The organism is Streptomyces sp. NBC_01426 (genome assembly GCF_036231985.1).
GTDB lineage: Bacteria > Actinomycetota > Actinomycetes > Streptomycetales > Streptomycetaceae > Streptomyces.
Window position 1 is genome coordinate 7509994 of sequence record NZ_CP109500.1, and the last position, 21596, is coordinate 7531589.

A 21596-nucleotide genomic window follows, 5' to 3' on the forward strand; every position below is an offset into this window, starting at 1 on the left:
ATCACCCAGGGGTTGAGCGATCACGGCGATTCGGCGGCTGGTCTTGGGCGGGAGTGGCAGACCTGGGCTGCCACCAGGGTCCTCAGGACCAGTCGGGGAGTTCGTCCGCACGGGACATCGGCCGGCCTGGGCCGCCGAGCGGCCGTGCCATTTCCTCCGTTTTGGCGGCAGAATGCGCTGAGGCAGCTCGGCGGATGGGGTGTTCACCGTCGTACGAGAGCGAGTTGTTGGTTCATTTCGGCGAGGAAGCGGACCACCACGTCGAGCTCGTCGGGCGTGAAGCGGCCGCGGACGGTGTCGGTGCTCGTGGCGAGCGGGCGGAAGTAGTCGCGGGCCACCCTTCTTCCTGCCTGGGCGTAGTGCACGTGGACCACTCTGCGGTCGTCGGCTGACCTGACGCGTTGGACGTGCCCGGCCCTCTCCAGGCGATCCAGGCATGCGCTGACGGCGCCCGAGGTGAGGTTCATCTGCTTGCCCAGTCGGCCGGGCGTCATGTCGCCGTCCGCGTCCAGGACGCTGATCAGGGCCTGGACGTCGGTGAGGTGGAGTCCATGGGATTGGGCGAACTCCTGGGCAATGCGGTTGAACTCGGCGTTCATCCGGCGCAACAGGACGGCGAATGCCTGCAACCCGGTCGGGTCGTCGGACGGGGATGGCGAGGTCGGGGCGGCTGCATCGGGCATGGACTCAGCATAAGATCTCTTGATGATTGAGATACTTTCTTGTTGAGGTAAGTGAGGGATGGCAGTGAGAAGTGCTCCTCGTTGGGTCCGCTGGGCCGTGCCGCTGGCGCTGGTGCTCGTCTGGCTCGGCATCGGCGGGACCCTCGGTCCGTACGCGGGCAAGCTGGGCGAGGTCGCCACGAACGACCAGGCGGCGTTCCTCCCGCGCGCCGCCGAGTCGACGAAGGTCCTCCAGGCCCGCAAGGCGTTCGAGACCTCGGCCTCGGTTCCGGCCATCGTGGTGTGGAAGACGGACACCGCCCCGATGACCGCCGATCAACGACAGGCCGCGAGGCGCGCGGTCGAGACCCTCGCCGGCCGACCGGGCATCGCCGCCTCGCCCTCACCGGCCATCGTCTCGGACGACGGCGAGGCGATGCAGGCCGTGGTGCCGCTCGCGCCGGACCTCGGTGACGAACTGCCGACGGTGCTGGACGAAGTGCGCGAGGCGACGGCGCGAGTCCCGGGTACCTCGGTGCAGATCGCAGGCCCCGCGGCCAGTCAGGCGGATCTGTCGGACGCGTTCGCCGGCATTGACGGACTCCTGCTGGGCGTTGCCCTGGCCGCAGTGCTGCTGATCCTCCTGCTGGTCTACCGCAGCGTCCTGCTGCCCCTGGTGATCATCATCAGCGCGGTCTTCGCGCTCGGCCTGGCCTGCGCGGTGGTCTACGTGCTGGCCGACCATGACGCGGTACGCGTGGACGGCCAGGTCCAAGGGATCCTGTCGATCCTGGTGATCGGAGCCGCGACGGACTACGCCCTGCTGTTGGCGGCGCGCTTCCGCGAGGAGCTCGCCGCCCGAGGCGATCGCCTCCAGGCGGTGTTCGCCGCCGTGCGCCGATCCGCCGGAGCCATCGTCGCGAGCGCGGGGACCGTGGCGCTCGGCCTGCTGGCCCTGCTGGCGAGCGACCTGACGAACAACCGCGCGCTGGGACCGGTCGGTGCGATCGGCATCGTCTGCGCCGTAGCCGCCACCCTGACCTTCCTGCCCGCGGCCCTGGCTCTGCTGGGCCGCGCCGCCTACTGGCCGGCCGCACCCAAGCCCGCCGACGCCACCGCCGAAGGCCACCGGGTATGGAAGCGCATCGCCGCACTGATCGACCGCGCACCGCGACGCGTGTGGATCTCCACCACCCTCCTGCTCCTCATCCTGGCCGGGTTCTCCCCGGCCCTCTCGTCCAAGGGCGTCCCGCTGGACGAGATCTTCGTCAACGACGCACCGTCCGTCAGCGCCCAGCAGACCCTTGCCCGGCACTTCCCCGCCGGCTCGGGCAACCCGGCCGTCATCATCGCCAACGCCGAACAGGCCGCCGAGGTCCGAGCAGCCGCCGAGAGTACCCCCGGGGTCGCGGGTGTTCGCCCCTTCACCGGCGGAGGCCGCCCCGGCGCGGTCGATCCGCTCGTCAAAGACGGCCGGATCCGCCTGGACGCCACGCTCCAGGCCGCCGCCGACAGCGACACGGCGAAGGAAACCCTCCATCGGCTGCGCGAACGGGTGCACGGCGTGCCCGGAGCCGACGCCAAGGTCGGCGGCTACACGGCCCAGCAGTACGACACCCAGCAGACCGCGGCCCGCGATCGCACCATCATCGTTCCCGTGGTCCTCGCCATCATCCTGCTCATCCTGATGGGACTGCTGCGCTCAGTCCTCGTGCCCGTCCTCCTGGTGGCCACGGTCGCGCTGAACTTCCTGGCGACGCTGGGCGTCTCCGCCCTCCTCTTCGAGCACGTACTCGGCTTCAGCGGCACGGACGCCTCCGTCCCGCTCTACGGATTCGTCTTCCTCGTCGCCCTCGGCGTGGACTACAACATCTTCCTGATGTCCCGCGTACGGGAGGAGAGCCTGCTCCACGGCACACGCCAGGGCGTGTTGCGGGGACTGACCACCACCGGGGGAGTGATCACCTCCGCCGGAGTGGTCCTCGCCGCGACCTTCGCCGCCCTGACGGTGATCCCCCTGGCCTTCCTGGTGCAGATCGCCTTCATCGTCGCCTTCGGCGTCCTGCTCGACACCCTCGTCGTACGGTCCCTGCTGGTCCCCGCACTCGTCCTCGACATCGGCCCCCGAGCCTGGTGGCCCAGCACACTCACCCGCCCCACCCCGGTCGCCGACCGACAAGCCGAGACCGCATCACACGGGTGACCGCGCGCAGCAGGGGGGCGTCGACTCGTGGGTGCCGCCGGCGAGTGGGGACGTGAAACGTTCCTGGGGTCCGTTGCCGAGGGATTGAGCGTGCCCGGGGCTGGGGCCGGGGGCTGGTTGGCTGAACCATGTCTTCGGTAGCCCACGTTCCGGCCCTCACTTCATTGCTGACGCAGCCGGCCCGGCTGCGCGCACGTCCATGGGGGGAATTCCGTGACGGCACTTCGCAAGGCTCTGACGGTGGTGGCCATGGCCGTACTCGTCTCGCTCGGCTCGGTCGGCGTCAGCCACGCCGAAGGCTGCGACTGGCCCGGGGCGGCAGGCGAGTTCTACTGCGACCCGGCCTGACCACTGATGGGCGGTGCTCACGCCACGCCCGCAGTGGGTGAGGTAGGCACCGCCACACTGTCCCGGCGCGCTCCGGAGCCGGTCTCCGTGCACGGAGACCGGCTCCGGAGCGGGTGGCCACCGCCTCGGCGACCGGGCGGAAGACGCCGGCGCAGCTCGGCGTGAACCGGCTCGCGCCCGCCACGATCGTCGGGGCCGTCAAGGGCGTGCTGCCCGAGACGCAGGCGGGTCTCCTGGTCGGCTCCCGCCAGTGGCCCCTGCCGTCCCACCGCACGGACCGGATCCGCGAACACGGCGGCCTTGCACTCCTCGCCGCGTACCTGGCCGGCCTCGGTGAGAACACCGCCTCGCCTGGCCTCTCGGCGGCGCTGCTTGGAGCGGACCGCCGCCAGACTTCACCACAGTCGGCCATCTCACAGCGGCTGCCCTCGGCTTCGCACTGCCGGCCGTCCCCAGCTTCGGCCGGCCACGGGTCCGCACCACCGGATTCCCTCGGTCACTGCCAACGACGGGCGTCACCGGGCCACCGCCGCGGAATCGATGCCGCCGGCAGCGACAGCTGCATCGCAGACACCTCCCAGCGGGTCGTGATCGTCAGTAACAGGGCAGGAGTCAGCGGGAGATGCCGCAGCCGTGCGTCTCCCGCCGGAAGCCCGGTCGAGCGGGGCGCGGTCATGGACGGACCGGACACGGTCACCTGGGTTCGCACCATCTCGTGCACCCCACCCGCTCCGAAGGCGACGCCGACCGCTTCAAAGGCCTCGTGACTGAGACCTGGCTACTCACCCGCCACTACATCACCCTTCTCCGTATTGACGAGCTGGGATAGATATAGAACGGAACCGGCGCGGTGTCCGAAATCCTTGGAGTTGCTCGGCGGCGAGCTCCAGTTCCAGGTATCAGGCGTCATCGGGTACGGAGTACATCGCCGTGATCGCGTAGTGGCTATCGGAATGGGGGAGGAGCATGGCCGCATGCTTTCACGCTCGCCAAAGCGGGCGTCGCGAGCCCTACCGCCACAGCTCGGACCGGCTTGAACCGCCGTCCGGGAGATCGAGCACCATCCGGAACGGCCGAAATGTTGGTCGCTCGTGGGTCCAAGATGGAGTCACTCCTCACCGTCAGATCTTGCCCCTGAGACCCCTGAACGCAGTCAAACAGACCAACCTCTGGAATCAGTTGTCACACTGATCCACCTGAAACAGGACAGCATGCTCCCTATAGACGCCGGGGCAGGTTGGTGAAGCGGCCGTCGAGAGAATCCTGTGTCAGCCGCGTCCGCTTGGTGTGGGGGGCGGACCGAGGGATAGGCCCGCTTACGGATTTCGGCCAGCAGGCGGGTAGAGGATTCAGGCAAGGCGCCGGCCGGGACGTTGGCCTATGGGCGTGGGTGATCGGAACACGGCTTCCTTGGGTTCCCCATGTGCCGTGTTCATCCCGTCCGGGTCAGGAGCCACGGCATACGAACGCCCCATCAGCCTGTCCATGGGCATGAGCGACGCCGATCAGAGCCAGCCCTTGTGGGCCGCTTTGATTCCGGCTTCGAAGCGGCTGCCGGCGCCGAGCCGTTCCATGATCGAGGACATGTGACGTCCGATGGTGCGTGAGGAGATTCCGAGGCGCTGGCCCACCGCTTCGTCGGTGAGGCCGGTGCTGAGTAGGCGCAGGACCTCGCGTTCCGTGGGGGTGATGCCGGTCTGGGGGTCGTCGGGGCGGGTGACGCCGAGGGGAACGGCGGTGCTCCAGGCCTGTTCGAAGAAGTCGAGCAGCGCGGCGAGAATTCCGGGTTCGGTGACGTGGAGGGCGCCCCGACGTGTGTCGGCGGGGTCGATGGGGACCAGGGCCTGGGTGCGGTCGACGACGACCATGCGCTGGGGAATCGTGGGGGCGGTACGGACCTCGCTGCCCTGGCTGAGGAGCCAGTGAGCGTAGGTGGTGATGTGGGGTTGGTTTCGGGTTGTGTCCTGGTAGAGGGTGCGCATCGTGATGCCGCGGCCGAGAGCCACGGTGTCGGAGGGGCGACTGGCGGCCAGGTCCTCGGGGCGCTGGATGCCGGGTTGGCTGCTCAGGACTTCGGTGGTGGCGGCGCGGCCCATGAGTTCCAGACGGTCATGGATGGCGTCCATGCCGTGCAGGCGTTCGCCTTGGTTCGCGTGGTGCTCAGCGCGTTCGGCGACCATGCGGGTGACGGCGGCGCGTGACGCGACGAGCTGGGCCTGGCGGGCGGCGAGTTCGGCCTCCTGGCCGGCAAGGAGGTCGGCCAGGCCGATCCCGGGGCTGACCGCGCGCAGTTGGCCGGGGTGTTCAGCTGAGGCCCGTACGAGCGTGAGCCGACTCAGCTCGTCAAGGTGGTCGTGCACTTGAGTGGGTATCAGGGCACAGTGCGCAGCGATTTCGTCGATGCTGTAGCCCGGGTGGTCCAACATGACTTGATACACCGTCATGGATGAATGGGTCAGCCCCAACACTTCCAGCATCGGATCCCCCCAGACCATTGGCCGCATCTCGTACACGAATCCGTCACAGTGCTAGCCGTTCCATTTTCTGGTTGGCGCCACCAGGGCAGGTCCACTGGTTCACCGTGGCGCCGTCGTTGAGGCTCCGCCCTCCCACTTCAAGGCACTTGCCACTGTGGGTGTTGCGGAATTGGTCGACAATGCCAGTCGAGGCCGGAGCGAGCACAAGTGCAAATGTGACAGCAGTGGCGAGGGTGCCGCCGAAGAGGGCAGAGCGCTTCATTTTGGACACGGAATATACCTCTTTCCGGGAAAGGCATAGGCGTGGCGGGTCGATGACGCGGTTTAGTCAGACCGACTCGGTCGACCTCTTCTGTTTCGGCGGCCACCGCCGCAGCTCTCAACTGCAGCCCCCGCGCCAAACGTCGAAGACGCGCCGCTGCGTAGCGAAATCGCGCTTCAAGGTCATTTGTTGCAGAGGCTCACAAATCAACGCGACGCGCTGAGTCGATTCCGTCGGGAGCCTTGTCCATCTCTTCCCCCGTGCAGGCCCCCGACGGATGTGCACACTGTACTTAAGTGCGAACACCGTGCGCAACTTCGATCGCATGGAGCGGGACCTGCCCCGAGACGCCCGACACTCACCCACCCCCACCTCCATCGCCCTGCGCACAGTCGCCACCTGTACCCTTCATGCGAACACCGTGCGCACAGGAGGAAGACCGTGGTAGAGAAGGACCGCATCCCCTCGGTGTGGACACGCCCCACGTCATCGCCCCGGTCGCCCGCTCTCAACCGGGCCGCGATCGTTCGCGAGGCGATCTCGATGCTCGACGAGGACGGCATCGAGGCTCTGAGCATGCGCAAGCTGGGTGCCCGGCTGAACGCCGGTGCCACCTCCATGTATCGGCACGTCGCCACCAAAGACGAACTGATGGAACTGGCGGTGGACGAGGTCCTCGGGGAAGTCGTCGTGCCGGAGAGCATCGAAGGAAGCTGGCGAAACGCGGTCACCACATGCGCGGACTCATTCCGGGCCACGGCCCTGCGCCACCCCTGGGTGTGCGCTGAACTGGGCCAAGCGGGCCTCGCCTACCTCGGCCCCAACCTGGCGTCCGTGATCGAGCGCCTGCTCAACTTGCTGACCCGCACAGGCTTTGCCGATCCGCACACCGCGGTCGATGCCCTCTTCTCCTACTCCATCGGCATGAGCACCACCGAGTCCGCATGGCTGACCACAGTCGCCCGCTCGGGGCAGACCGAAGCCGAATTCCTGGCCCGGCTCCTGGAGCCCACGGCCGCCGAAGGCGGGCACGGCCCCGATGAGCACAACGCCACCGCCGACCTGGACCCCGTCGCGATCCGCGACCTCAAGTTCGCCAACGGCCTCGACATCGTCCTCGACGGCCTGAACACCCGACTGTCCGGAACGTCCTTGTCCGGCGCGCCTTCGGGGGACGCACCGGACAAGGGCTGAGAACGGACTACCTGGGCTGTCCCCAGTCGAGGTTGGTGAGGGTGCCGTCGTCGTTGCGGAGGTGGAAGCGGCCCTGGGAGGGGCGCCAGATGCCGATGTTGGCGGCGGGGCCTCCGTTGCCGCCGTCCCAGTTGGCTGCGACGGGGAGGTCGCCGGCTTGGCCCCAGTCGAGGATGGTGAGGCTTCCGTCGTCCATGCGGAGGTGGAACTTGCCGGTGGAGGGTCGGAAGACGCCGACGTTGTCGGGGCCGGTTCCGTCCCAGTTGCCGGCTACGGGAAGGTCGCCGGCCTGGCCCCAGTCGATCTTGTTGATGGAGCCGTCGTCGTTGCGCAGGTGGAAGGTTCCGGCGCGCCAGACACCGATGTTGGCGGCGGTGCCGCCGTCCCAGTTGCCGGCCACGGGGAGGTCGCCGGCTTGGCCCCAGTCGAGGATGGTGAGGCTTCCGTCGTCCATGCGGAGGTGGAACTTGCCGGTGGAGGGTCGGAAGACGCCGACGTTGTCGGGGCCCGCTCCGTCCCAGTTCGCTGAGACGGGGAGGTCGCCGGCCTGGCCCCAGTCCACGTAGGCGACGGTCCCGTCGTCGTAGCGCAGGTGGAACTTCCCGTCGCGCCAGACACCGACGTTGGCTGCCTGACCGCCATCCCAGTTACCCGCCACCGGAATGTCGCCGGTCTTCAGGGCGTCGACGATGCGCTGGGCGTCCCCCGCTTCCAGCTGGTAGCGGTCGGGGTAGGCCGAGACCTGGACCTTCTGGGCAACGACACCTATCGGCTGGGATTGCCAGGAGTTGTTCGGGTAGGCCTTGACCATGGCATTGAGGAAGGCGTTCGTGGCGTAGGCCGGGTCGAGCCGCTCCTCGAAGCTGCCCCACCAGTCCTGCTGTTGGAACAACCCGACACTGGTGTGGTCGAGCCTGTTCGGGTTGTTCTCGAGCACCGATTCCACGATGGCGGTGGTGACGGCGATGACGGAGGCGCGCTCCGACAATCCGCGGGCGCGGGTCGCTTCGACGATCGCCCGTGCGCAGGAAAACCTGTAGGCGGTCATCGCGTGGGCCATCTTGCCGGTGAGCACCTTGTTCAGGTTCGCGGCGGCCGTGGAGTCGGCGGCGGTGATGGTTCCGCAGGACCGATTGGGAAGAAGCGCATGCGCTGGACTCGCGGCGAGGCCGGCGGTCAGCGCGGCGGCGACAGTGACGCCTGCTATGTATCTGCGTCGGGTTCGGATCATGGTGAGGCTCTGTCCACTTCGATGGGTAGCAGTGACGGTTCATCAGGCAGGGCGCATGGCCGGGAGGTGTGGTGCGCGTGGCCCCCGGGGAGGGCTTACCTGGGCTGTCCCCAGTCGAGGTTGGTGAGGGTGCCGTCGTCGTTGCGGAGGTGGAAGCGGCCCTGGGAGGGGCGCCAGATGCCGATGTTGGCGGCGGGGCCTCCGTTGCCGCCGTCCCAGTTGGCTGCGACGGGGAGGTCGCCGGCTTGGCCCCAGTCGAGGATGGTGAGGCTTCCGTCGTCCATGCGGAGGTGGAACTTGCCGGTGGAGGGTCGGAAGACGCCGACGTTGTCGGGGCCGGTTCCGTCCCAGTTGCCGGCTACGGGGAGGTCGCCGGCCTGGCCCCAGTCGATCTTGTTGATGGAGCCGTCGTCGTTGCGCAGGTGGAAGGTTCCGGCGCGCCAGACACCGATGTTGGCGGCGGTGCCGCCGTCCCAGTTGCCGGCCACGGGGAGGTCGCCGGCTTGGCCCCAGTCGAGGATGGTGAGGCTTCCGTCGTCCATGCGGAGGTGGAACTTGCCGGTGGAGGGTCGGAAGACGCCGACGTTGTCGGGGCCCGCTCCGTCCCAGTTCGCTGAGACGGGGAGGTCGCCGGCCTGGCCCCAGTCCACGTAGGCGACGGTCCCGTCGTCGTAGCGCAGGTGGAACTTCCCGTCGCGCCAGACACCGACGTTGGCTGCCTGACCGCCATCCCAGTTACCCGCCACCGGAACGTCGCCGGCGGCGCTGTCTTCAGTGATGTTCTTGTAGCGCAGGGCGGAGTAGCTGCTGGTGGGGTGCGAGGCGAGGCTGGAGCCGTACAGGTTGCCGTCGGTGTTGTAGTTCGTCGGCCGGCTTCGGCTGCTCTCCTGGTAATAGTTGAAGGTGCCGGCCGATTTGTCGCGCCAGCCGGCGAGGAGAACGACGTGATCGTTGCTGTTGAGGATGTCGCCGGGCTGGAGATCCCACTTGCTGATCTGTGTGGAGACATCGGGCAGGTCCCACGTGGTGCGGCTGTAGTTGAGCTGCCAGGCCATGGAGACGAAGCCGGAGCAGTCCTGGCGGTAACGGCCCCCGGTACGGCTGTCGGCCCACCAGCTGTAAGGGGAGACGAGCCCGTTGGCGCTGTAGGGGACCTGTTCGTCCACCCACACCTGGGCTCTGGATATGGCCTGACTGCGGGAGACCTTGCCGCCAGGGCCGGCGTTGTTGCCCAGTGATCCCGTCGAGGAGACGGTGGCGCCGGAGGCTTGGATGCTGTCGGCGTGGGCGGGCACGACGGACAGGACGAGCGAGGCGGCGCAGGCGGCGGTGACGATGCTTGCGACGCGGAAGGGCGAGGCGTTGACGGACAACGTGGCTCCTGGTGTGGAGAGCGAAATGGAAGGGAATCCTGGCTGGGTTGTTGTTCGAGGGTCTTGCGACGGCTCAGTTCTGGGCGCCGAGCACGGCAAGCGCGCCGAGGACGGCGGTATCGGTGCCGGTGTCGTGCGGCGGTGCCGGGCGTTCGGCCAGTTCGTCGAACTGGAAGAGAGTGAGGTGGTCGCCCTGGTGGACCGCGTAGAGGTGGTTGGTCTGCACGTCACGGGCTGACATGCCGCCGACTCCCGTCCAGTGGCGTGACCAGGCGGTGCCGTCCTTGACGGTGGCTGTGGTGGAGACGACGGCGTCCTGCGGGACTCCCTCGCGGGCCTGGAGTTTCCGGGATGCGGTCTGACAGGTGTTCATGTCTGCGACGAGCCGGTCGTAGGCGTTTTTGGCGACTGCGGCGTCTGAGAAGAAGAACTGCTGCTGGCCGGCGGCGTTCCTGGCTGAGCTCAGGTAGCCCTGTTGCTGCCAGAGGGTGGCGTCGCTGACGGTCGTGCACTCATTGAGCGTGATCTTCTGCCCGTGCAGCTCCTGGCTGTTCAAAGGCCCGTCAGGCTTCCACCCGAGGGTTTTCTGGACGGGCAGCTTCGCCAGGCCTTCCGGCTTGACGGCCACGGTGGGGGCCGTGCCGGAATCCCTCTTTCCCCGCGTGACGTTCGCGGCAGGTTCCTTTGACGCCGGTGTAGGCGAGGACTGCTCTTTCGCCTGCGGGTTCGCCGATTCCTTGTCCCGCAGGGGGGTATTCGTCGAGAGTGTGGGTGCCTGGGAAGTGGCTGGTGTTGAGTGACCGGCCGCTGCCGCCTTGACCGCCGCAGGCGCAGCAGGCGTGGTGCCGGTGTCGGTACCGCAACCGGTTGTCGCCACAGCGGCCGCGCAGACGGCGATGGCCAACGAGACGGCACTGAAGGCGCTTCGGTTCAGTCTGGGCTTGACTGCTATCGGTGTGGTGGAAGGCATGGGCGGAATGACTCCAGTCATTTGGGCATGTCCGGTCATGGGCCGGCGGAGGGTTGCTGCCGATGGTGCGCAGGCTGCAGGGCAGCGGTAACGGTGCGAGACACCTGTGATGGCCATCCCCACTGGCAGGCACGCCCAGCAGGTCCGAGGCAGGGCAGCAGTGCCTCCGGCATGTACGGCAGTTGGGTGGGCGGCCTTCCGTATGGCCGGGGCATGGTGGGTCCCGGGCATGACGGGGTCAGGAACTTCAGGTGTGGGAGAGCGCAGGGATGCGCGCGTGGGGATCCCGGTCGTGCGCACCGCGGGGAGAACTGTCCTAGGTCCTGTCGTCGAAGTGGCGCCGCGGGCCAGGCGAGACTTTGACGACCGGGCCTAGGGAGACAGCCGCTTACAGACACCCGGTCGACGGCCCCCCGGCGGATCCTGAGGGTGTTGCCGTGCTACGGGCAGGTGTGATCTGAATCGTCTATGTGCGGAGCAGGGGTCAGATAGCGTCGGCGGAGCCCCAACGAGTTCTTCTGGCTGCGTGTGATCAGGATGTGAGCGCGGCACAGGGGACCGGGCGCAGTGGGAGTGTCGAGGGTCAAGAGGTAGAGCAGAAAGTCGATCCGGTCGCGTTCGAGGCGTGCGCTGGCGTGCTGGAGTCCGTCGCCGGGTTGCGCGTGGGCCCACAGGGCGTCCACGGCCTCGGCCGCCTCACTCCCGTGCAAGGTCGCGCCGGGGTGCCTGCGAGTCAGGCTGGCGTAGACGATCTCCATGCAGGTTCATCATCCCCAGCCGAGGCTGTCGGAGATCTGAATGGCGACCGGACTGGGCGTCTTCGAGGTGGCGGCCAAGGCGGCGCCGGGTACCAAGACGACCGCGGTCAGCGAAACGACGACTACCGCGACGGCCTGGGCGATCGGAGTACGGATCATGACTGGATTCCTCAGCTGTTGACGGGGTGATTCCCCGACCGTTCGAGCGCCCCACAGTTGACGCATAATCCGGCCGCCGACCCGGGGTGCTTCCCTGGGGGCGATTAATAGCTTCGTCGCTCGCCGACACCTTCGGAAGCCCTCGGCGGTGTCGCCTATCGGCCTGTCGGGATTCGGACGGCAAGGCATGTGCATGTCAAACCGGGGCGGGCCTCGGTTCGGCCGAAGACCGGAGAGCGGGCCGTCCGGCGAGGACGCCCGTGAGGCGCGCTTGCCCCGTCTGTGCTGGCACCTTCGAGTCAGCCAAGACCATCCGCCAGATCTGCTGTTTCCCGATCTGCCGCATGGACGCCGAACGCAAACGAGACCAGGCCCGCGACGAGGACCGGGCTCGTCGGCTCGGAGGAACAGCACTGCCGACTCCGGCCACAACCCAGCCCCTGGCCGATCTCCCGCCAGTCCCCAAACCACTTTGGCCGAAACACCACGCGACACACTGGAGCGAGACCCGCTCGAACCCGCCGCGACCCGCAACTGCCCACGCTGCCGGCAGCCCGTCACCATCGTCGCGCTCCTGGCGACACCAGAGGCCGCCCGGCCTTCGATGCCCTCGGGCCTTCCCGACGTCGTCTCACTGCGCAGGGCTCCGTAACATCACCATCAGTGGGCCAGCCTGAAATTCCGGCTGCCGACAGCAGGCCCTGATGGCAGAGTGCGGCCGTGATTTTCCTACGTTGTGAAGCGGTCCGATGGATCGATGACGAACCCCAGCCCGGCCTGGTCGAGGCCTGCTTCACCGACGCGCACCACCAGCATCCTGGACAGCGTCAGCAGCCCAGGCACCACGAACACGGTCAATGTCTCCGTCACCCCTTGGGGAGTCGAATCATTCGAAGGAAAAGTCGAGTTCGAAGTGCGGGCTGATCAATCGACCAACAGCTGAGGTTCACGATCACTGGGCCCCGCAGACCCGACGGTCGGCGGGGCCCCGCATGCTCTCAGGCTCCCCATCTTCCCCACACCGTTCAAGTGGCGACGAAGTGAGGCGAAGAGCGAGAGCGGCCGTTTTCAAGAATCCCCATCACACATTCGCGCTCACGTGCCAGGGCTCAGGCTTGTCCTGATTACGGGGCGTCCGGGTCGCGCTGGGATCCTGTCCGTCATGGAGACGAACCCTGACGATGTTCTCGGCTGGCGTGCCGCGCCAGTGCTGGACCCGCTGCGCGGTGACGAACCGTTCACCGGGGCGCACTCTCCGGCGGATCCGTTCACCGTGTTGGACTTTTGGCGGTACGCGATGCCGGACCTGCGGACCAACACCACCCGGGGTCTCCTCGCGGAGTTCCTGGTGCACCGGGCGATGGGGGCGCGGGTACGGAACGTGGAGTGGGAGAGCTTCGACGTCCTGACCGACGACAGCCTGCGGGTCGAGGTGAAGGCCAGTGCGTACGTGCAAGCTTGGGACCAGCGCGGCCCGTCGCCCATCCGCTTCACCCGGCTGCGGGGACGCACCTGGACACCACGCGGCGGGGATGCGGCAGAGCCTACCTACAACGCCGACGTCTACGTCTTCGCCTTGCACACCGCGCCCGACCATGCCGGTTACGATCCGCTCGAGGTGAGTCAGTGGTCCTTCTACGTCATGCCCGGCCCTCAAGTGGAGGCGCTGGCCCAGGACAGCCTGGGCTTGGCCACGCTGAGTCGGCTCGCCGGAACTCCCGTCGCCTTCGAAGCCCTGGCCGCGCGGGTGCGATCCCTTGATCCGCGTCGGCCGCCCGACGCGCCCCAGGCCGCGCCGGTACCCGCAGCCCGCGTTGCGGTCACACCGATCTGATGGGGGGTGAGGAGCCAGAAGGACCGCCGACCGCGAGCCCGACCAGCACGCTGCCAAAAATGTCGAAGAGCTCTTCTCCCGGTCGGTCCGCCGATGCCCAGTGTCTGACGGTGCGTGGTGGCCTGTGGGTGGCCCCGCCGGCAGGAGCACTTCGTGCAGGGTGATGGGCGCGCCCCAGCTGTCACCGCTGCGCACGGTGTATTCGAGGGTGTGCTGCGGGAAGGGCACTCCCGGGCCGGTGGATTCGACTTCAGCACGTGGTGGCCGTCGCCGTTGAAGTGGATCTCGGTGTACCCGCAGTGGCTCAGCACGGCGAGGGTGCGCTGGTCGAGAACCAGGCCGCGTTCGCAGGAGAGGCCGTCCTCGTTGCGCCAGATGGAGATGAACGTGGCGAACATCCCCAGGGGCTCCAGCATGATGCCGCCGATGACGCCCCCGTCGACGATGGCCCCGCTGAGCTGCCACTGCCAGGTGTTGACAGCTCTCGTTCAGATTCTGCATCGCGGTCTGAAGCCTGTCGTACCGTCCGTTCCACCAGCCACCTTTTCGGCAGCACGGTCGCGCAGCCGGTCGTGGAACTCGGCGACCAGGCCCTTGTCCCGCCTGCGCCGGAAGAAGGCGTAACCGCGGTCCCATACGGGGAAGTCCGCAGGCACCGCTCTCCTTCTCCTACGGCGAGCAGGGCAGGCGGCTCCGCTCCGGTATGGCCGACGCAGACCACACGGGATGTGTGGTTCCCGGCAAAGCACCCCCGATCGCGAAGACTCCGCCACTCGAAGTGGTGAAGCGACCACGTCACCGCCGGTCGAGTTTGTGGCGTCGGGTTTTGGTGTTGGAGATCCATGAGCCAAGCTTCAGGTCACCGGCTCAGCCTCGCCTTCGACCGCTATCGGCTGCCGTGGGTGGTCCTTGGGACCGGCCGGTGGGCGCCCTCCCGCGCGGCCCACTGCGTGAGCGCTGTCAGGCCCCGCTGGAATGCCTGCTGTGCTTTGCTCGGCCCCTTTCGCGTGACCGTCCGCGGGGCGGTGGAGGGTGTCTGGTCGGGTTCCCGCCAGAGGTTCGTCTCCGAGCACACCGTGCAGGACAACCTCAAGTCGGTGTTCGCCACGACCGCGACGAACAACCGCAGAATGCTGCCTGCCCGCGCACTCGGAACGTGAACCGCAGGCCGCTACCCCGCCTGCTTGACGCAGGTCTGGTCCCTCGCCGGCAGCTTGCCGGTGGCCAGGTACCGGTTGACCTGGTCGTCCACGCACGCGTTGCCGTAGCGCCCGAAGAGGGCGTGCCGGTTGGCGCCCTCGAGGGTGACCAGCCTGGAGCTCGGCAGCTGCTTGTGCAGCTCGACGCTTCCCTTGTACGTCGTACGCGGGTCACCGGTGGCGGCGACGATCAGTGCAGGAGCATCGCGCCGCACCCGGGTGGGCTCTTCGCGCGGCGAGTCCCAGAAGGCGCACGGGTTGATGTTGTTGGTCAGAGCGCCGAACAGCGGGTGCGCGGTGCGGTTGCGCTCGATGTCCCGCCAGTAGAGCTCGGGATCGCGCGCGGCGGCCACGTCCCCGCAGATGACGGCGGACTGCGCGCCGGTGGGCTCGCCCTCACCGCGCAGCACGTACCGGAGCTCCGGGACGAGCATCGGCGGTACCGTCGTCGGCCGGCCCTCCGCGGCTTTGGCCAGTACGGAAACCAGCTCGCCGAACGACGCCCGCGCCGGTGCGGTGTCGTCCGCGATGCCCGAGAAGAGGAGGAGCGGCACCTGGCTCTCGTCGATCCGGAAGGCGTCGGCGTCGGCGCCGATGGTCAGCGGACCGCGCGCGGCCGCCGCGACGATGCGGTCGACGGCGGCGAGCACCTCGGCGCGGCTGCGGCCGAGGCCGTAGGTGTCGTGGTGCTCCGCGGCCCAGGCGGCCCAATCGGACAGCGCCTTCTCGTTCTCGCGCTCGGTGCCCTTCAGCAGCCGCGGGCGGTAGTCGCTCGGGTTGATCGCCCCGTCCAGCACCATCCGGTCGTGGCGCCCGGGGAACATCTGCGTGTAGACCGTGCCCAGGTAGGTGCCGTACGAGTAGCCCAGGAAGGAGATCTTCCGCTCGCCGAGCGTGCCGCGGATGACGTCCATGTCGCGGGCCGTGTTGCGGGTGGTGATGTGCGGGAGCACCGCGGCGTCGGTGGCCCGGCACTTGTCGGCCAGGCTCTTCTGCAGGGCGACCTGGCGGTCGAAGCCCGCCCGGCCGGTGCCGGCGGACAGCCAGGTCATGCCGACGGGCAAGCCGCAGTCCAGCGCGGTGCTGCGCCCGATGAAGCGCGGGTCGAAGCCGACGATGTCGTAGCGCGCGCCGACCTCCTTCATCGACGCGCGGGCCTGCGGCGGGGACTGGAGCGCGGGACCGCCCGGACCGCCGTTGTTGAGGAGGATCGCGCCGATGCGGTGGCGGGTGTCGGTGGCCTTGAGCCGGGAGATCGCCACGGTGATCGTGCGCCCCCGGGGGTCGGCGTAGTCCAGGGGCACGGTCACGTCCGCGCACTGCACGCCTGCCTGGTCCAGATCGCGGCCCGTGGTGTCGTCGGGGCCCTTGATGCAGCTGCCCCAGCCGAGGTGCTGGCGGTAGTACCGGTCCAGTCCGGCCCCGGAGCTGTCCTGGGCGGGGGTCTGGGCGGCCGTGGCCAGGACGGGGGAGGACGTGAGGCAGGCGGCGAGGGTGAGGCCCACGGCCAAGGCGCGGCGTGCGGCGGGGCTGACAGTGGTCACCGGGTCTCCTTGAGCATCGTCCGCTTGGTGTGATCGCATGCCCCGAGGCTAGGAACCCGCCCTGGTACGGCACATCGCCCGAGGGCACGAGGACCCACCCCTGGTCCGGGACCTGCGTCCCGGCCCGGCCTCCTCCTTCGGGAGGAGACCGTCGGCGGGGCTGCGCCGAGGTCCGTCCCGGCCACGCGCCTGCCGTAAGGGGGAGATCGCCGCACTGGCATGCTGTCAGGAGTTATTCGGCTCCAGAATCGAGATGGCCCTGTGTCTGCTTCCCAGATCCTCTTGCTCTTGGCATCGGTCTTCACCGCCGCGGGGTCGGTTATCGGCGTCGTCGCCTCTCTCAAGATCCGACGCGTCCGGTTCCTGCTGAGGGAGGGCAGTACGGCGCGGGGCGTGGTGACCCGTCTTGAGGAGACCCGGATCGCGCCGGCCTCGGATGCCGGCAGCACCAGCCGGAGCGTCGGAACCACCGTGTACTACCCGGTCATCACTTGGAGTACGGGCGACGGCCGCGCAATGGAAACCAGGACGGACATCGCTCGGCCCAAGGACAGGACCCTTCGCGTCGGTGCCCGCGTCGAGGTCCGATACGACGAGGCAGACCCGTCACGGTGGACCCTCCCGGCCGAGGGCACCGCCTTTTGGTGGCTGTTCAGCGCACTGGGCGCGTTGTTCGTCGCGATGGGGCTGGGGTTCGCCCTAGGGGGCCTGTCGTAAGGGGCTTTGACCGCGGGACGTACGGGCCGTGGGGCCGGGTCTACAACCCGTTCCGCAAGTGGCAGCGGAACGGTACCTGGAGCCTGACCCTGACCCGGCTCCAGTCCTTGGCCGATGCGGCCGATGCGGCCGATGTGATCGTGTGGGACCTGAGTGTCGACTCCATGGTCTGTCGCGCCCATCAGTACGCGGCTGGGGCTCGCAAGCCCGGCGACCCGTGGAGAGAACCGCCGGGTGGTGGGTTGACCACCAAGCTGCACCTGGCCGTCGAACAGGGTCAGAAGCCCCTGTCGATCGTGGTGACGGCAGGGCAGCGTGGAGAACTCGCCACAGTTCGACCGGTACGGGGGAAGGTTCGTGTGCCCCGCATCGGGCCGGGCCGGCCGCATGTCCGTCTCGATCGGGTGCGGGCCGACAAGGCGTACGCCTCCCGCAAGAACCGCGCCTGCCTGCGCCGCCGCGGGATGCGCTGCACCATCCCTGACAAGGCAGACCGGGCACGCGACCGCCAGAAGCTCGGCTCCCGCGGCGGCCGGCCGCCGCGCTTTGATCCGGCCGACTACCGCGAGCGCCATGCGGTCGAATGCGGCATCGATCGCCTCAAGCGCCACTGGGCTGTCGCCACGAGATACGACAAACTCGCCGTCCGATACGAGGCGACCGTACTGGTCGCAGTCCTCATGAGTGGCTGTGGCCGGCAATTTCGCGATGGACTCTAGCTGTGGAAGGTGGTGGTCGCCTCCAAGGCCGCCCGGTCGGTCGCGACCTGGTTGACCGGCGCGTTCTCGTCTGCGTAGCCGAAGGAGATCCCCACGAGCAGCTTCCCTTCGTCCACGCGGAGTTCGTCGCGGACGGTGTCGGCGTAGAAGCTGAGCAGGCCCTGTGGGCAACTGGCCACGCCATATGCGGTCATGGCCAGCAGCAGCGTCTGCAGGTAGGCGCCGGCGTCGGCGGCCAGTCGCGGCCCGCCATCGCCGGTGATGAACAGAAACGCGGCGTGGGGAGCTCCGTAGAAGCCCATGCTCTCCGCGTCGTAGGCCGCGCGGGCCGGGTGGTCGTCGGGGCTGATGCCCAGCGCTCCGTACAGACCGGCGCCGAAGGCGGCCCGCCGTTCCTGGTGGACGGGAGCGTACATGTCCTCGGAGTACGGGTAGTCGGCCGTGACGCGTCGCTCGGTGTGGGCCGTCCGCAGGGCGTCGGCCAGACGGTCTCGCCGTGCGCCGCCGACGATCTCGACCCTCCACGGCTGCGCGTTGGAGTTGGACGGTGCGGCGCCGGCGAGGGAGAAGATCGCGCGCAAAACGTCCTCGGGCACCGGGTCGGGTCGGAACGCGCGGGTCGCGCGGCGCCCGCGAATCAGATGCTCGGCGTACTCCCACGTTCGTGTCCCGCCCGTCTGCATCCCGCCGGTAGGTGTCTCGCTCGTGCGTATCTGGGTGAAGACCGGCCTGCTCATGGAGCTCCCCTCAGGATCCCTCAAGTAAACGTTGTCGTTTACCTGGAAGCACTGTAACCAGCCGCCCCTCTGAAGTAAACGAGAGCGTATACTTACGCCATGACCACAGTGGCGACGGCATCTCGACGGCAGGGTCGCGGAGGACGGGAGCGCATCCTGGCTGCCGCGGCCAGACTCTTCGCGGTCCAGGGGATCAACGCGACCGGCATGGAGCAGATCGCCGAGCGGGCGCCGGTGTCCAAGCGCACCCTCTACGCACACTTCCGCACCAAGGACGAGCTTGTCCTCGCCCACCTGAAGGACCTCGCCTCGACGGGGCACACTCTGGAGGGTGTGCTGGTACGCGAGGAGGTCCCCGCCAAGGAGAGAATCCTCGCGCTGTTCGATCCGCCCCCGGCCGGCACTGATCCCGTGCGCGGATGCCCTTTCATCGACGCTGCCGTGGAGTTCCCCGACCCGCAGAGCGCGGTCCACTCCTACGCCCGCGAACGGAAGCTGCTGATGGTGCGACTGGTGGCCAACCTGGTAGCGGAACTGGGCTGCCGCCGGCCCACCGTCCTTGCCGAGCAGCTCGTGACCCTCGCGGACGGCGCCGCCAGCCGCGCCATGGTGCTGGACGAGGCGGACTACGGCCGGTACGCGCGGACGGCGGCGGAGATCCTCCTGGACAACGCGCTGCCGGCCACGGACTGACGGGCCCCGCCGAGTTGCCGGGGTGCCTAGGTCTGTTGTTCAGGCCCCGTCGTTCGACCGAGGGGCAGGCGGGACTTTCGTAATGCGACCTCGGACTTGTCAGGCCGATCATGGGCCAACAACTGCTCCAACGGCAACGGCAACGGCAACGTCATCGACCACGCGAACTGACGCTGAGCCCCAACGTTTCCCCTGGATGAGACCGCCGGCACCCGCGCCTTGACTGCGGGTGCCGGCGCCCCGGAAACAGGCCGGGAGGAACACGGGAACCCGACCCTGCGCGGGATGCACAGGCATCCCCGGGCAGTGATCCGCTTCGCCGGGTCGTGGGGTCCCGCGACGTACCGGACGCGCCTCTGCCAGGGCCGGGTGTCAGGGCCGCCGGGCAACCGGACTGCCGGTACTCAGCAGCCGTTGGCCTTGATGTCGAAGGTGTGCTTCACGGTGCGCGGGGAGTTGGCTGCGTCGCTGGTGACGACGGTGGCGGTCAGGCGGTACTGGCCGTGGGCCTGGCATGGGTAGGGCACGTCGTGGTGGCGGGGCGTGGGGGGAAGGTTGGCTTCACCTGTACAGCAACGATGACACCGAACAACGGTCACCGGCACTTGGGACGGACCCGGTTGCTGCCGTTGTTGCCGCTGCTTTGCCCGAGGCTCGTGCTCGTACGAGTGCTCACGGCCCGGACCGCGATGCGGGTTTTGTCGTACGGTGCGGAGTGCCGGGTCGGCGTCACCTTCATTGGGCTGCTGCGCCCGGTCGTAGGCGCGCCGTTTCTCGGCCGGGTGGCGTGTCAGGGCCTGTCGGGTGGCCCTGTGTCGGGGGTGGTGGTCGCTGTCGGGTGGGTGCGTGGGAGCAGGGCGGCGGCTACCAGGCCGCCGACACCCACGACGGCGAGGGCGACCATGGCTGTCGCGTATGCGCCGGTGCTGAGTCCCGAGACCAGGATCGTTCCCGCCACAGCTGTTCCCAGGGAGGAGCCGAGGTTGGAGACGCTGCGGGAGAGGCCCGAGATCTCGCCCTGTTGGGACTCGGGGAAGCAGGACTGGACCATGTTCACCGACGGGGTGAGCATGACCCCCAGCCCCAGTCCGATCAGCAGGAGTCCGGGGGCGAACGCCCATGGGTTGGGTGTCCCGGCGACGAAGGCGAGGAGCACGGCGATGCCGGCGATGGTCGTGGCGAAGCCGGCCATGATCAGGGTGCGCTGCGCGCGTCGGCGGGCGAGTTTCTCCGCGGCCAGGGAGGAGGCGAGGATGCCGAGAGTGGCGGCGGTGAAGATCACGCCGGTCTGGATCGCGTCGTAGCCGCGGACGACCTGCAGGTAGGCGGCGACGGTGAACGACACACCCATGAGCATCAGCCACTGGGTGTTCTGGGTGATCAGGCCCAGGTTGGAGGTGCGGTTGTGAAACATCGCGGTCGACAACAACGCCTCACGGCCCGCCCGTTCCCGCCCCCGTACCCAGGCGAAGAAGCCTGCCAGCACCAGCGCCCCGGCCAGCAGTAGACCCAGCGCCAGGCGGCCGTCGTCGTCGACGGCGAGGATGCCGGTGACCAGCAGTACGAGTCCCGCCGCCGACAGCACGGCCCCCACGGTGTCGAAGGGGCGGCTGGGGTCGGGAGGCAGCGGATCGGCGATCCCACGGGCCAGCACCAAGATCACCACGATCACGAGTGCCTGGAACACGAACGCCGCCCGCCAGCTGATCGCACTCGTGATCAGCCCGCCGATCAGCGGGCCCGCGGCCGCACCGATCCCGCCCATCGCCATGATCACCCCGAACGCGCGCGCCCGGGCCGTCGTGCCGGTGAACAGGAGTGTCGTCAGGATGTAGACCGGCGGGATCAGCAGGGCCGTGCCCACGCCCTCCAGGATCGAGTTCCCGATGATGAGCACACCGAGCCTTGGTGCCACCGCGCTGATCATCGCCCCCAGCCCATACACCACCAGTCCCGCCATCAGGCAGCGCTTGCGGCCCCACTTGTCGGTGAGCTTCCCACCCGGGATCATGAGCGCGGCCATCACCAGCAGGAAGATCGTGATCGCGATCTGCACGCCCTGCACCGTGGTGTCCAGGTCCTCGCTGATGTCATTGATCATCACGTTCATGTTCGAACCTGCGAAGCTGCAGATGAACTGTGCCAACGCCAGCGGAGCCAGAATCCGCCGCGCGCCAGGCACACCTCCCACAGCACCAGAACCAGCCGCTCGCGTCATACCCGCCATCCCGTCCGTCCACCCAAGATCCGAGGCGTCTCACGCCGACACCCGAAATCCCACGTGCCGGCAAGCGCAGCTACGACCGTCCCACGAACAACCAGCATCACGGCCGCAGGCGCGCGCCCGGGCAAGCCTGGTCGTTTGCGTACGCCCCACGCCGGGCCGCCGACCAGGGCGCCTGCTCGGAGTCGTAGACCTCGGCGGGCGGGACGAAGTGGTGGACGTCGAGGCGGGCCGCGTCGGAGACGACGATGTTGTCGCACGCCCTGTGTCAGGAGCCGCCGGTCAGCTTGCA

The 21596-nt window shown here is 68.4% G+C and carries 20 protein-coding genes and 1 pseudogene; 8 read left to right on the forward strand and 13 right to left on the reverse strand.

The features are described 5' to 3' along the window. Positions 1-203: 203 nt before the first annotated feature. Entirely contained in the window at positions 204-683 is a 480-nt protein-coding gene (locus tag OG906_RS33695) for a MarR family winged helix-turn-helix transcriptional regulator (RefSeq protein WP_329447809.1), read from the reverse strand. 58 nt (positions 684-741) lie between these two features. Here OG906_RS33695 and OG906_RS33700 point away from each other — a divergent pair, with 58 nt between their 5' ends. After that, a complete protein-coding gene (locus tag OG906_RS33700; RefSeq protein WP_443067439.1) occupies positions 742-2865 on the forward strand; it encodes an MMPL family transporter in 2124 nt (707 codons plus the stop codon). Between the two features lie 213 nt (positions 2866-3078). Then, positions 3079-3213 carry a hypothetical protein gene (locus tag OG906_RS33705; protein WP_329447810.1) on the forward strand — a complete coding sequence of 45 codons (135 nt, stop codon included), beginning with the start codon at positions 3079-3081 and terminating at the stop codon, positions 3211-3213. Positions 3214-4718: 1505 nt separating this feature from the next. Here OG906_RS33705 and OG906_RS33710 read toward each other — a convergent pair. Beyond that, positions 4719-5657 (reverse strand): helix-turn-helix transcriptional regulator, encoded by a 939-nt coding sequence (locus OG906_RS33710; RefSeq protein ID WP_329447811.1) that lies wholly within the window; start codon positions 5655-5657, stop codon positions 4719-4721. 76 nt (positions 5658-5733) lie between these two features. Further along, complete coding sequence (locus OG906_RS33715; protein WP_329448207.1) at positions 5734-5952, reverse strand: RICIN domain-containing protein; 219 nt, start codon at positions 5950-5952, stop codon at positions 5734-5736. 441 nt (positions 5953-6393) lie between these two features. Here OG906_RS33715 and OG906_RS33720 point away from each other — a divergent pair, with 441 nt between their 5' ends. Further along, the gene (locus tag OG906_RS33720; RefSeq protein WP_402301407.1) at positions 6394-7146 is read left to right on the forward strand and encodes a TetR/AcrR family transcriptional regulator; all 753 of its coding nucleotides are present in this window, start codon (positions 6394-6396) and stop codon (positions 7144-7146) included. 7 nt (positions 7147-7153) lie between these two features. Here OG906_RS33720 and OG906_RS33725 read toward each other — a convergent pair whose 3' ends face one another. From OG906_RS33725 to OG906_RS33750, 6 genes are all read right to left on the reverse strand, one after another. Further along, entirely contained in the window at positions 7154-8377 is a 1224-nt protein-coding gene (locus OG906_RS33725; RefSeq protein ID WP_329447812.1) for a hypothetical protein, read from the reverse strand. A gap of 95 nt (positions 8378-8472) precedes the next feature. Then, positions 8473-9750 carry a hypothetical protein gene (locus OG906_RS33730; RefSeq protein ID WP_329447813.1) on the reverse strand — a complete coding sequence of 426 codons (1278 nt, stop codon included), beginning with the start codon at positions 9748-9750 and terminating at the stop codon, positions 8473-8475. 73 nt (positions 9751-9823) lie between these two features. Beyond that, positions 9824-10720, reverse strand: a complete 897-nt coding sequence (locus tag OG906_RS33735; RefSeq protein ID WP_329447814.1) for a hypothetical protein — start codon at positions 10718-10720, stop codon at positions 9824-9826. A 440-nt stretch (positions 10721-11160) separates the two neighbouring features. Beyond that, entirely contained in the window at positions 11161-11478 is a 318-nt protein-coding gene (locus tag OG906_RS33740) for a hypothetical protein (RefSeq protein WP_329447815.1), read from the reverse strand. 9 nt (positions 11479-11487) lie between these two features. Further along, positions 11488-11637 carry a hypothetical protein gene (locus OG906_RS33745; protein WP_329447816.1) on the reverse strand — a complete coding sequence of 50 codons (150 nt, stop codon included), beginning with the start codon at positions 11635-11637 and terminating at the stop codon, positions 11488-11490. Positions 11638-12366: 729 nt separating this feature from the next. Further along, the gene (locus OG906_RS33750) at positions 12367-12495 is read right to left on the reverse strand and encodes a hypothetical protein (RefSeq protein WP_329447817.1); all 129 of its coding nucleotides are present in this window, start codon (positions 12493-12495) and stop codon (positions 12367-12369) included. A 304-nt stretch (positions 12496-12799) separates the two neighbouring features. Here OG906_RS33750 and OG906_RS33755 point away from each other — a divergent pair, with 304 nt between their 5' ends. Continuing rightward, a complete protein-coding gene (locus OG906_RS33755) occupies positions 12800-13471 on the forward strand; it encodes a hypothetical protein (RefSeq protein ID WP_329447818.1) in 672 nt (223 codons plus the stop codon). A 1007-nt stretch (positions 13472-14478) separates the two neighbouring features. Then, on the forward strand, positions 14479-14631 hold the full coding sequence (locus tag OG906_RS33765) for a two-component response regulator (protein WP_329448221.1): 153 nt from the start codon (positions 14479-14481) through the stop codon (positions 14629-14631). Between the two features lie 11 nt (positions 14632-14642). Here OG906_RS33765 and OG906_RS33770 read toward each other — a convergent pair whose 3' ends face one another. Beyond that, entirely contained in the window at positions 14643-16214 is a 1572-nt protein-coding gene (locus tag OG906_RS33770; protein ID WP_329447819.1) for an alpha/beta hydrolase, read from the reverse strand. Between the two features lie 261 nt (positions 16215-16475). On the opposite strand from OG906_RS33770, the gene OG906_RS33775 reads away from it, so the two are divergent. After that, positions 16476-16931 carry a DUF3592 domain-containing protein gene (locus OG906_RS33775; RefSeq protein WP_329447820.1) on the forward strand — a complete coding sequence of 152 codons (456 nt, stop codon included), beginning with the start codon at positions 16476-16478 and terminating at the stop codon, positions 16929-16931. A gap of 20 nt (positions 16932-16951) precedes the next feature. Then, positions 16952-17622, forward strand: a pseudogene (locus tag OG906_RS33780) (IS5 family transposase); the annotation flags it as partial. 24 nt (positions 17623-17646) lie between these two features. On the opposite strand, the gene OG906_RS33785 reads toward OG906_RS33780, so the two are convergent. Next, positions 17647-18333, reverse strand: a complete 687-nt coding sequence (locus tag OG906_RS33785; protein WP_329448209.1) for a nitroreductase — start codon at positions 18331-18333, stop codon at positions 17647-17649. 153 nt (positions 18334-18486) lie between these two features. Here OG906_RS33785 and OG906_RS33790 point away from each other — a divergent pair, with 153 nt between their 5' ends. After that, positions 18487-19080 carry a TetR/AcrR family transcriptional regulator gene (locus tag OG906_RS33790; RefSeq protein WP_329447822.1) on the forward strand — a complete coding sequence of 198 codons (594 nt, stop codon included), beginning with the start codon at positions 18487-18489 and terminating at the stop codon, positions 19078-19080. Between the two features lie 404 nt (positions 19081-19484). Here the strand turns inward: OG906_RS33790 and OG906_RS33795 are convergent, their stop codons facing one another. After that, positions 19485-19607 carry a hypothetical protein gene (locus OG906_RS33795; protein WP_329447823.1) on the reverse strand — a complete coding sequence of 41 codons (123 nt, stop codon included), beginning with the start codon at positions 19605-19607 and terminating at the stop codon, positions 19485-19487. Between the two features lie 263 nt (positions 19608-19870). Then, positions 19871-21298: an MFS transporter gene (locus OG906_RS33800; RefSeq protein WP_329447824.1), complete on the reverse strand. Its 1428-nt coding sequence runs from the start codon at positions 21296-21298 to the stop codon at positions 19871-19873. Positions 21299-21596 lie beyond the last annotated feature (298 nt).

Excerpts from the sequence above, each read along its gene's own strand:
- OG906_RS33695 (WP_329447809.1), bottom strand. The coding sequence starts at position 683 with ATGCCCGATGCAGCCGCCCCGACCTCGCCATCCCCGTCCGACGACCCG.
- OG906_RS33700 (WP_443067439.1), top strand. The coding sequence starts at position 742 with ATGGCAGTGAGAAGTGCTCCTCGTTGGGTCCGCTGGGCCGTGCCGCTG.
- OG906_RS33710 (WP_329447811.1), bottom strand. The coding sequence starts at position 5,657 with ATGACGGTGTATCAAGTCATGTTGGACCACCCGGGCTACAGCATCGAC.
- OG906_RS33715 (WP_329448207.1), bottom strand. The coding sequence starts at position 5,952 with ATGAAGCGCTCTGCCCTCTTCGGCGGCACCCTCGCCACTGCTGTCACA.
- OG906_RS33725 (WP_329447812.1), bottom strand. The coding sequence starts at position 8,377 with ATGATCCGAACCCGACGCAGATACATAGCAGGCGTCACTGTCGCCGCC.
- OG906_RS33735 (WP_329447814.1), bottom strand. The coding sequence starts at position 10,720 with ATGCCTTCCACCACACCGATAGCAGTCAAGCCCAGACTGAACCGAAGC.
- OG906_RS33740 (WP_329447815.1), bottom strand. The coding sequence starts at position 11,478 with ATGGAGATCGTCTACGCCAGCCTGACTCGCAGGCACCCCGGCGCGACC.
- OG906_RS33745 (WP_329447816.1), bottom strand. The coding sequence starts at position 11,637 with ATGATCCGTACTCCGATCGCCCAGGCCGTCGCGGTAGTCGTCGTTTCG.
- OG906_RS33755 (WP_329447818.1), top strand. The coding sequence starts at position 12,800 with ATGGAGACGAACCCTGACGATGTTCTCGGCTGGCGTGCCGCGCCAGTG.
- OG906_RS33785 (WP_329448209.1), bottom strand. The coding sequence starts at position 18,333 with ATGCAGACGGGCGGGACACGAACGTGGGAGTACGCCGAGCATCTGATT.
- OG906_RS33790 (WP_329447822.1), top strand. The coding sequence starts at position 18,487 with ATGACCACAGTGGCGACGGCATCTCGACGGCAGGGTCGCGGAGGACGG.
- OG906_RS33800 (WP_329447824.1), bottom strand. The coding sequence starts at position 21,298 with ATGACGCGAGCGGCTGGTTCTGGTGCTGTGGGAGGTGTGCCTGGCGCG.